Annotated in this window: 5 protein-coding genes; all 5 read left to right on the forward strand. The window is 61.3% G+C overall.

Annotation, left to right across the window (positions count from 1 at the left end):
• Window positions 1–616: 616 nt before the first annotated feature.
• The 5 genes from AOT96_RS36020 to AOT96_RS12620 all read left to right on the forward strand — a co-directional run bounded on the left by AOT96_RS36020 (window position 617) and on the right by AOT96_RS12620 (window position 11618).
• Window positions 617–4162, forward strand: coding sequence for a beta-ketoacyl synthase N-terminal-like domain-containing protein (locus AOT96_RS36020; protein WP_231917437.1), 3546 nt, complete (start codon window positions 617–619; stop codon window positions 4160–4162).
• Window positions 4053–6728 carry an SDR family NAD(P)-dependent oxidoreductase gene (locus AOT96_RS36025; RefSeq protein ID WP_231917438.1) on the forward strand — a complete coding sequence of 892 codons (2676 nt, stop codon included), beginning with the start codon at window positions 4053–4055 and terminating at the stop codon, window positions 6726–6728. The genes AOT96_RS36020 and AOT96_RS36025 overlap by 110 nt, the downstream gene beginning before the upstream one ends.
• A complete protein-coding gene (locus tag AOT96_RS12610) occupies window positions 6725–8281 on the forward strand; it encodes a hypothetical protein (protein WP_042922793.1) in 1557 nt (518 codons plus the stop codon). Before AOT96_RS36025 ends, AOT96_RS12610 begins: the two co-directional genes overlap by 4 nt.
• 88 nt (window positions 8282–8369) lie before the next feature.
• Entirely contained in the window at window positions 8370–10181 is a 1812-nt protein-coding gene (locus AOT96_RS12615) for a multicopper oxidase family protein (RefSeq protein WP_065351813.1), read from the forward strand.
• 222 nt (window positions 10182–10403) lie between these two features.
• Window positions 10404–11618 (forward strand): acetyl-CoA C-acetyltransferase, encoded by a 1215-nt coding sequence (locus tag AOT96_RS12620; protein ID WP_007731553.1) that lies wholly within the window; start codon window positions 10404–10406, stop codon window positions 11616–11618.
• Window positions 11619–11656: the final 38 nt, after the last annotated feature.

Genomic DNA, 11656 nt, shown 5'->3' on the forward strand with positions numbered 1-11656 from the left:
TCGAATTGTTATAAGTGCCGTTCCCTTTGTGTGCGCGCGTCTCGAAAGCGCACCGGCTCGGCCTCGCAAAGCTGAATTGTATGTGGCTGGTTTGCTGGCACATTCGTTCGCTCAGTTCCGGTGTAACGAAACGTCGATTCGGACGATGGTCGCCGAAGAATATCTGGAATTTCTCGTTGTCTGATGGGCATTCGAGTGCTGCTGTTAAATTTCGGTGTGTCACGAATGTTCAGATTGATAGTTGTCGGATGTTTGATTTGCGGGGATCGACCAATTTGGGACATTCGGCGAATTGGCCACATATTCGGCATTGCGGCATTTCGGTGCATATTGGACTGAATATTTGCCGATCGCGAGAAAATGGCGGCCGTGAAACCGGGATCCGGTACGGATGTTCAAGCAGGAGCATGACCGGTTACGAAGCAAATAAGTAACTTCGAGTTACAGCTAACTCTCGATTGCTGTCAAATTGCTGAAACGCGTTCATTGCGCTGAACAACCTTTGTTATTTGTTTATGCCTTGAGGTGGATCTGCGTTTTACACACCGATGAGGGCGTGGTTAGTCTTCGGTCGATTGAGTCTCCCGTGGATGCGCGCGAAAATAGGAAGTGTAAGATGACTGAAGATTCAACTAATCCTGCGATTGCGATAGTCGGGATGAGCATGTGGTCCCCCGGTGCACATGATCTGCAAGGATTTTGGGAGAACGTCCTCGCGCGTCGGATGCAATTCCGAAAGTTTCCGGAGTCACGGATGTCCCTCGACGACTACTGGAGCGCGAGCCCTGACGACGTCGACAAGACATACGCCGATCGCGGCGCGTTCATGGATGGTTTCGAATTCGACTGGGTCGGTCGCCGGATACCGGAGCGGACCTTCAAGTCGACAGATCTCACACACTGGTTGGCTCTGGAAACAGCACTCGGGGCTTTGACCGACGCGGGCTACAGCCGAGGATCGGTACCCACTGGACGCAGCGCCGCAATCGTCGGCAACTCCCTCACCGGTGAAGAATCCCGGATGTGGTCGATGCGTTTGCGTTGGCCTTACGTCAAGCGCGCACTCGCTGTGGCAGCCGAAGCGCGCCAGTTGGACAGTTCCGTCGCTGATGCTCTCGCCGAGACGATGGAAGAGGTCTACAAGGGCCCATTGGTGGAGCCGAGTGAAGACACTCTCGCCGGCATGTTGTCGAATACGATTGCCGGCCGGATCTGCAATTATCTCGACTTCAACGGCGGCGGGTACGTCGTGGACGGTGCGTGCGCGTCCGGAATGCTCGCGGTGGCGACTGCAGCCGAAAAGCTGGCGTCCGGCGCGGCCGACTTCGTCTTGGCAGGGGGAGTCGACGTCAGCTTGGATCCTTTGGAACTGGTGGGATTCGCCCGTTTGGGTGCACTGACCCGTGGCGACATGAACGTGTACGACGCAAGCCGAAGCGGATTCATCCCGGGTGAAGGTTGCGGATTCGTGGCCTTGAAACGACTCGAGGACGCCAGGGCGGACGGCGACTACGTGTACGCGACGATTCGCGGCTGGGGTATCTCCACCGATGGCAAGGGGGGAATCACCAAGCCCCGCGCCGAAACTCAGGCCGAGATGATCCGTCGCGCATACTCGCGAGCGGGATTCGCGGCCAGCGAGGTTGCCTTTGTCGAAGGACACGGAACTGGTACTCCCGTCGGAGACCCCGTCGAACTGGCCGGCGTCCAGCAGGCCGCTCAGACGGACGGGCCGGTCGAGGCTCGTAGCATCGGCATGACGTCACTGAAGTCGTTGATCGGGCATACGAAGGCGGCGTCGGGCATCCTTGCGCTGATCAAGGCGACCATGGCCGTCAATCAACGAATCCTTCCGCCGCTCGCCGGTTGCACCGACCCGAACCCGGCGTTCGGAACCGAAGCGCCGGCACTCTTTCCGCTCGTCAACGGTGAGATCAGAGATCCGTCCGAGAAGATGCGTGCCGGTGCGCAAGCCATGGGTTTCGGCGGTATCAACTGCCACGTCGCGATCGAATCGGCTGATGCACCATCCAGCAAGCTGACACCCTCGCAAGACGTCCGCACGATGATGGCGTCGTATCAGGACACCGAGGTTTTCGTACTTTCTGCAGATTCCGCGGTGGACTTGGCGACCCGAGCGCGGGATGTTGCAGATCTGGCGGTTCCGTTGAGTGTTGCCGAGCTGCTGGACTTTTCGGCGAAACTCTCTCGAGTGATCTCGCCGACCGCGCCCTTCCGTGCCGCAGTGGTGGCCGGACGTCCCGCGCAGTTGGCCGAACGCATGCGTCAGCTTGCCGTGATCTGCGAGAACTCCGCTCCTGCATCCGGTCAGGTGAAGGTCGTGAGCAACGAGATCTCGATCTCGAACGCCGTCCACCACGACATCGGATTCCTGTTCCCGGGACAGGGATCCCAACAACTAGAGATGGCGCGCGTGCTGATCGAGCGCTTCGAGTGGGCACGCGAACTGGCGACCGAGGCGGACGGCTGGTTGGAGGGAGTTGGAGCGGAGGCGATCACGCCTCGAATTCTGCGGAACCCGGTCAAGAGCGCTGACGCTGCGGAATTGGCGAAGTGGAAGCGGGATCTCGCCCAGACGCAGTTCACCCAGCCTGCCGTCGCTTTGGCTTCGCTGCTCTGGTTCGAGTACCTCCGCCGATTGGGTGTCACACCCAGTGCTGTCGCCGGCCACAGTCTCGGCGAGTTGACCGCGCTCTACGCGGCAGGAGCTTACGACCAGAAGACGCTGATCACCTTGGCTGCGGCGAAGGGTGCGGCCATGGCTGTCAGTGGTGGTGGAAACGGCGCGATGGCGAGCCTGACCTGCGACCGATCGACGGCTGAGGCGATCATCGCGGAAACAAAGGGTTACGCGACCGTCGCGAATCTGAATACGCCTACACAGACCGTGGTTTCGGGCACCAAAGACGCGGTCGACGATGTGGTTGCCATCGCGAAGACGCGCGGAGTGTCGGCTCAGGCGCTTGCCGTGTCGAATGCTTTCCACTCCGAGATGATGAACGAGGCCGAGCGGGAGCTGAAGTCCACTGCGCCCGTTGACGAGCAAGTCGATTCGCTGACTTGCCCCGTGTATTCCTGCGTCGAAGGGAAACGCGTACAGACGCCACTGGCACTTCGCGAATTGGTCACCAAACAGGTTGTCTCACCGGTCGACTGGGTCAAGACGGTAAGTGGAATCTCGCAGGACGTGGACCTGCTCGTCGAGGTCGGACCCGGCCGTGTGCTGACCGGGCTCACCAAGGCGATCAATGGGACCGACGGCGTGCGCTGCTTCCCCGTTGCGTCCAAGTCCGGACGCGACGAGGACTTCAATGTCGCACTGGCCGCGATGTACGTACACGGCGCTCAGGTCCGATGGAACGAACTTTTCGACGGCCGGTTCGTGCGCGAATTCGTTCCTGCCGATCAGAAGGTGTTCATCGAGAACCTGGCCGAGGCGAAGCTGACGGTTACCTCTGCTCCCGAACCGCTCGCACTTGGTACGTCCGGCGGGGATCCGGCTGCGGCGCTGGCCGATTACCTGAGCCGACGCGGGACCTTCCTCGTCGACGTGATTCGTGCTGATGTAGGCACTGGAGCGACTTCTCCGTCTTCTCCATCTGCTCCGACTTCGCGGGCAGTCACCAACGGCCACGAATCCGTGGCAGCGAAAGCTCCTTCGCCGGTTTCGGCTCCGGTAGTCGAAGAGCCGGCTGACGCGGGCGCTGGGTCCGTGGAAAGTGAGCTGATCAGGATCCTCGCCGATACGACGGGATTCCCCGCCGAGTCGATCACGACGGATCTGCGTCTGCTCGATGATCTGAATCTCGACTCGATCAGTGCGGCAGAGGCTATTTCGAAGGTTGCGCATCAGTTCGAGGTTGTCGACCTCGACCCTGCCGAGTTGGCCAATGCCACGATCGGAGAAGCAGCATCGCTGATCCTTGCGGCATCACCGAATCTCGGTTCTGCCGTTCCAGCAGCGAGTTCGGTGCAGTCGGACGTGTCGCGAATACTGCTCGAGGTAATCGCGGAGGACACCGGATTTTCCGGTGGAGTCTCTCGATGTGGATCTCCACCTGCTCGACGACCTGAACATGGACTCGATCAAGGCTGCCGATGCGATAGCAACTGTGGCAACGCGATTGGGTGTTCAGGGTGATCTGGATCCGGCCGAACTCGTCAACGTCAGCCTGGGTGAACTGATCGAAGTGCTCGATCGATCCGCGAAAGAGAAGTCGGGGCAGCAGCAGCCGGTTGCGCGGGCGCTGCCGGTGAAGGCAAAGGGTCTATCAGCCGACAGCTTCACCTGGGTTCGCGATTACACCCTGGAAAAGGTTCGGAGCGAGACAGCGTTGCACGGAGTCCGAGACCTCACGGACACGACGTTTGTCGTCATCGGTGACGACGCCGGTTTGGTCGGAAGGTTGGAATCCGAACTGCGAGGGCGTGGTGCTCAGGTCGACATTCGCACATTCTCCGACGGCGCTCCTGCGAATGCACAGCACGTGGTTGCCGTAATGCCGCGTGTGACCGATGATTCCGTCACCGAAATCGGCTTGCGCCGTGGGATCGAACACATGTACAAGATGGTTCCGGCGCAGCAAAGTGGAGGCGCACGAACCACATTGGCAGTGATTCAGTTCACCGATGTCGAGTTGGGCAATCCGGCGCCGGTATCGAGTGCGGCGGCTTTTGCCGCTTCGGTGCATCACGAGCGCCCCGAACTGGATGTCCGCGTCATAGGATTCGACGGCTCGACTGCGGACGCGGTGGTGGCAACCACCGTCGTCTCCGAGTTGGATTCGGTTGCATCCTATGTGTTCGCGACTTACGACACCGAGATGGGACGCACGGCACTGCAACCGCGGGTTCTCGCCTCGAGCGACTACACCGTCCGCGAGAGCGGGTTGGGGAGTTCGGATGTAGTGGTCGTGACCGGTGGCGCGAAAGGCATCATGGCGCAATGCGCTCTGGCTCTCGGCCGAAAGACAGGCGCCGAACTAGTGCTGATCGGAAGCTCTCAGCGACAAGCGGGTGACGAAATCGCTTCCACTCTTGCGGACTTCACGTCTGCCGGTTTGAGCGCTCACTACTATCGCTGCAACGTCACGGATGCTGCGGCGGTGGCCGGCGTCGTCGCCCAGATCGAGGTCGAGGTTGGGCCGATCACCGGGTTTGTCCACGGTGCGGGGGCGAATGTTCCGCGGCGGTTCGAGAGAGTCGACAGCGCTGCGGCTTTCAAGGAGGTTGCACCTAAGGTCCTGGGCGCAGCCAACTTCGTCGAAGCGCTCGCTGATCGTGACCTGAAGCTGTTCGTGGGCTTCTCTTCCATCATCGGATTCACAGGTATGCCCGGAAACAGTTGGTATGCATACGGAAACGAGCTTCTCGACGAAATGGTGGTGCGGTATGCCGCCGGGCACCCGAAGACTCGGACGTTCTCGCTCGCGTACAGCGTGTGGGGGGAGACCGGCATGGGCGCCCGCATGGGCAGTGTCAACCACCTCGCGAAGATGGGTGTCATGCCGATTTCCACGGCTGCGGGAGTGGATCATTTCCTTCGCCTGGTCGACAGCGGACCCGAGGCGAGTCGTATCGTCGTGACCAGTCGACTCGGCGGTCTCGACACCTGGGCGCCGGCAGCACCGGCTCTGCCGGCGGTGTCGCGCTACATCGACCAAGTGGTGACATTCGAGCCGCAGGTAGAACTGGTGACCCGGACGACGTTGTCCACCTCGGCGGATCCCTTTGTCCTCGATCATGTCTGGAAGGGATCGGCGCTGCTTCCGACGGTGTTCGGGCTCGAGGCGATGTCGCAGGCGGCGGCCTATGTCACCGGACGCGTGACTCTGGGCCGCGTCCGCATCGACGACATCAAGCTGGATCGACCGATCGTCGTCGACACGGTCGAGGGCACCAGAGTCGAGATCAAGGCAAGCGTCGTGGAGCAGGATCGTGATGCTGCAGGAACGCGGGTGCATGTCACGATCGGCACCGAACGGACCGGGTACGGACGGCCCCATTTCTCGGCCGACTTCATCTTCGGGCTGGACGAAACACTGCCGGAGTTCGAGAAGGAGTTGCCGCGACCGGTGCTCGACATCGATCCGTTGGACGATCTCTACTCGTGGTTGCTGTTCCAGGAGGGCGATTTCCGCCGACTCGAAGAGATCTCGAGCCTCGATTCCGAGCACATTCTCTTCAGCGCTATTTCGCGAGCCGACCGTAAGCAGCACCTCCTCGGTGATCCCTACTTCCTCGATTCCCTGCTCCAATCGGGTCAGATCATGGTTCCGCGGGAGATCTGCCTTCCGGTCAACATTGCGCGAATCGACATGTACGACGGACGATTCGAGGCTCGTTCGTTCACCGCGTACGCCTACGACAAGGTGCAGACAGAGACCCACATGCAAGCCGACGTGGCGGTGGTGAAGGACGGACGAGTGGTGATGCAGCTCGAGGGATATCGCTCCCAGATTCTCTCCCACGACGAAAGCCGTCCTACGGCTGAGGAAATCGCGGATCCGACTGCGCGCGACGCACAGATCATTCTCGACAAGCTCGCGCAACACAGCCGGGCGTTGGGAGTGAAGAGCCCGCGGGTTGTGGTCGCGCATACCCCGGGGATTCACGAGTTGACCAAGTCGGAACGCCACGAGCAGGAGAAACCGATCGCCGAGGCGGCCGTGAACATTCATCTCGATGAGGATGTGGTGATCAAATGAGTAATGCCTTTGCCATCGAATGGCAGGAAACCGGAAAGCCCGTCGTCGTCGGTGATATTCCGCCCTCTGTGGATGTCTCGCTCTCGCACGACGGCAGCAAGTCACTCAGTTCGGCCGGCGACTGGCCTCAGGGGTGTGACATCGAACCGATTCGCTCCCGAACCGCCGTGCAGTGGAAGGCGCTTCTGGGTTCGGCGCGGATTCCGCTGCTGGACGAGTTGATCGCAGGCGGCGAATCACTCGATCGTGCGGGAACCAGGCTGTGGGCGGCGGCCGAGGCGATCCGAAAGGCCACGGGGCAGATGTCGGTTTCTCTGGCGATGGGCGCCAGGGAGGACGACGCAGTGACCTTCCGCGGCGGCGCAGAGGGAAGCGTGGTGGTTCTGACTTTTCCAGCTCTGTTGACGGACAACGAGGAGCGGATTCTCGCGTTTGTGACTCATGAGGAGGATGCGGAGGAACCGGCGCAGGACCCGGCACCGCAGTTCGACTCCGGACCGTTGTCGGCGAAGTCTCTCGCGCAGTTCGATCCGATGGCCTACGGCTCCGACGTGCATGTGGTGGCCCGGAGCGGCTATCCGGCGGTGTCGATCCGGTTCCCCGTCGGGTTCCGGGACGCGTGCAACGTCGGTGGATCAGTGGGGTTCGCGAGCTTCGCGCTGTGGTTGGGCGCTTTGCGAGAGAGGGGAACCGGACCGATCTCGAAGCAGATCGTGGAGGACATGGCGACGGGTCGTTGGGGCATGGTGACCAACAACTCCGAGGTGTTCATCGATGCGAACCTGTACACCGACGACATTGTCGAGGGGACGATCTGGATCACCGAGCTCACCGGTCCGGATCGGGCAACCACCAATCTGCATGTCGAATGGTGCCGGGTCGACGGCGAGACGCGCACTCACATCGGGTGGAGTGCGATGCAGACGACGTGGGTGGAAATCCTCTCCCACGGTGTGGTGGCGGCACGGCCGATGCCGCAGTACTTCCACGATTTCATCGAGCCGATGACGATTCCGACGGGGACGAAGAACATCGCTGTTCCCACCGAACCGAAGAACGTCGATCGTGGTTCCGTGATCCGCTCGGCTCCGATGGTGCCGCGCAATCCGTACCTGCTCGAATCCGAGGTGTTCTCGACGACGTTGCAGGACGGAAACGTCGTGGGCAACATCTACTTCGGCAACTATTACATCTGGCAGTCGAGGGTTCGGGACAAGTTCCTGGTCCGTTCTCAGCGTGAGGCCATGGCGGCCAGAGGCGCTCTCGGGGAACTTCGTTGTGTGCACACCAGGGTTGAGCATCTGCGCGAGGTCATGCCGTTCGACGACGTCCTGGTCACGATGTCCTTGTCTGCCCTCTACGAGAGGGGGATCGACCTCGAGTTCGAGTACTTCAAGGTCAATGAGGACGGATCACGGGAGAAGCTCGCGATCGCTCGGCACAGAACTGTCTGGACGATGCCGGGCGCTCCGGGAGAACTGGAAATCTCTCCGCCGTCGAAACTTCCACAGTCGCTGATCGATTCGGTGCTGGAGGCGATCGACGGAAAGTAGGCGGGGGATTTTCCGAGATCGAAGTGGAGAGACGGGTTGCGTTTTCCTTGCGGGAGAACGCAACCCGTTTCGATGGGGAGGGGAATGTATGGGTATCGGGGTTTCCAGAAGATCGGTTCTGAAAGGGTCGGTAGTCGGCACAGCGGCTGTTGCTTTGGGTGCAAAGGCAGGTGCTGCTCCGGCGGGGAGTGTGGATATCGAGTCTCCGTTGATTTTTCATTCGCCGGAGTTCGAGCCGTTCTGTGACGAACTACATTCGTTGTCAACGCTTTCCGGAAACGAGATCACACTGACAGCGCAAGTGGGGCAACATGCCTTTCATCGGGATTTTCCCTCGTCCCCAGCACTGTCGTACCGCAGCGGAGAGATCGGTGGCGGTTATCTGGGCCCTACCGTCGAGGCGCATTCCGGCGAGCCGATCATGTTGACGTTCGAGAACGATCTGACCGGACATCCGTTGGCAGCGGACATGGATATGACGCTGCATGGAATGCAGGCAGACTTTCGCGCTAACCCGCCGACGTCGTTGCACTTGCACGGAGGAGTCACTTCACCTGAGAGCGACGGCCATCCGGAGCTGCTGGTGATGCCGGGACAGGCTGCGATGCATCACTTTTTGCACGGTCAGGAAGCCGCCCACCTCTGGTATCACGATCACGCGATGGGCATCACCCGGCTCAACGTCTACGCCGGTCTGATCGGCAACTATCTGATCAGGGATGAATTCGACACCGGCAAACTGGGAAATTCGTTGGGGTTGCCGGCCGAGGAATTCGAGATCCCGTTGATCCTGCAGGAGAAGATCTTCACGCCGACAGGCGCCCAGAACGGCCGATCCACCATCTTGATCCCGGAAGGATCGTGGGAAGGCGGCGCGGTGGGCGACGTCGGCTTGGTCAACGGCAAGGTGTGGCCGGAACTGGCTGTGGCTCGGGGCCTTTACCGCTTCCGCATCGTCAATGCGTCGTCGGCAAGTGTGTGGAATCTTCACTTCTCGAACATGATGACGTTCTGGGTCATCGGCAACGACGCCGGAATGCTCGACGCGCCCGTCGCGGTCAATGCCTTCCGCTGCGCACCGGGGGAGCGGTACGACCTCCTCGTCGATTTCACCGGACTGTCGGAGGGTTCGACGGTGGAGCTTCGCAACGACGAGGCGCCCCCGCTGCCCGCCGCTGTCATCGGTGAAGTGACTATGCCGCTGTTCTGCCGGTTCCGCGGTGACGCCAGGCGCGGATTCACCGGTGGTGTTCCGTCGCAACTGCGCGGTGGGCGCCGGCAACGTGACGTTCTCGCCCCGTTGGAGCAGCCGACGGTAATTCGCACGGTGACGGTGAGCCAGCAACTGGAACTGCGGAATCCACCGGCTCAGATGACGTTGAACAACCTGACGTTCAGCACCACGGACGTCGAGAGGCCGCGGCAAGGCACCGTCGAGCAGTGGAACATCGTCAACACCACGCCGGACCCGCATCCGATACACCTGCACTTGGTGAATTTCCGGATTCTCGGCAGAACACCGATGCGGACGCTGGAGTACTTGATCCGCCATCCGCAGCCGGTGATCGGCAACAAGTGGACTCCGTCGCCCGACGGGTTCGAGGCGGGGCCGATGATCGCGCCGGCGCCGTGGGAAGCGGGGATGAAGGACACCGTCAGGGTGGACGGCGGCACCGTCACCCGGATCATCGTGCGATTCCCCACCGTGGATGAGCTGGGTTTCGATCCCGACGCGATGTTCGATCGTCTTCCGAGCGGTGTGATGACGGGTAGTGGGATGACGGGCGGTGGGCGCCACGATATGGCTGATTCTGGTCGACTCCAGGGATACGTGTGGCATTGCCATCTACTCGATCACGAAGATCACGACATGATGTTGCCGTATCGCATCGTGCCGTGAGTGCTTCCGGGGGCGCACCCGAAATGAACCGAAGCGGGCAGGCGTTCGCGCACCTGATCACCTCGGTCACCTAGCAGGATCGCTTCGGTCCTTCCCATGAATTTGGAACACGTTCTACAGTGAAAGGGCTGAGGTCTGTACCTCGGCCATGCGCCACCACCGAAGGTGGCGCGGACGATCTGCAGACCGGTTCGACGAATTACACGGAAGGAACACCTCACAGTGACCACAGAGGCATTCATTTATGAAGCCATCCGTACCCCGCGAGGCCGCGGCAAGAAGACCGGGTCGTTGCACTCGGTCAAGCCGATCTCGCTGGTCACGGGTCTGATCCAGGAACTGCGCGTGCGCTTTCCCGACCTCGACGAGGACCGGATCTCCGACCTCATCCTGGGCGTCGTCACCCCCGTTGGCGATCAGGGAATGGACATCGCCCGCGTTGCAGTCAACGATGCGGGACTGCCCGACACCGTCGGTGGCGTTCAGCTCAACCGTTTCTGCGCTTCCGGCCTCGAGGCCGTGAACATGGCTGCTCAGAAGGTTCGGTCCGGCTGGGACGAACTGGTGATCGCCGGTGGCGTCGAGTCGATGTCCCGCGTTCCGATGGGATCCGACGGTGGACCGTGGGCACTCGACCCCGCCACCAACTACGACAACTACTTCGTGCCGCAGGGCGTCGGCGCAGACCTCATCGCCACCATCGAGGGCTTCTCGCGTGACGACGTCGACGCATACGCCGTGCGCTCGCAGGACCTCGCCGCCAAGGCGTGGACCGGCGGATACTTCGCCAAGTCGGTAGTGCCGGTCAAGGACATCAACGGCATCACCATCCTCGACAACGACGAGCACATGCGTCCGGGCACCACGGCAGAGAACCTCGCCGGCTTGGCTCCCGCGTTCGGTGTGATCGGTGAAATCGGCGGATTCGACGCCGTGTCGCTGCAGAAGTACCACTGGGTCGAGAAGATCAACCACGTTCACCACGGCGGTAACAGTTCGGGAATCGTCGACGGCGCTGCCCTCGTGCTCGTCGGTAGCGAGCAGGCAGGCAAGGACATGGGTCTGACGCCGCGCGCTCGCGTCGTCGCCACCGCCACCAGCGGCGCCGACTCCACCATCATGCTCACCGGCCCGACGCCGGCGTCGAAGAAGGTTCTGGCAGCTGCCGGCCTGACGGTCGACGACATCGACCTCTTCGAGATCAACGAGGCATTCGCTTCCGTCGTCCTGAAGTTCCAGAAGGACCTGAACATCCCGGACGAGAAGCTCAACGTCAACGGTGGCGCGATCGCCATGGGTCACCCGCTCGGTGCAACCGGCGCGATGATCACCGGAACGATGGTCGACGAGCTCGAGCGTCGTGGCGGCAAGCGCGCCCTCATCACCCTGTGCATCGGCGGCGGTATGGGCGTTGCCACCATCATCGAGCGCGTCTGACGCGGCGTCCGTCCTTCCAACGAGGCTTACCAGGAGTC

This window comes from Rhodococcus sp. 008, assembly GCF_001682295.1.
In the GTDB taxonomy this organism is placed as follows: Bacteria; Actinomycetota; Actinomycetes; order Mycobacteriales; family Mycobacteriaceae; genus Rhodococcus_F; species Rhodococcus_F qingshengii.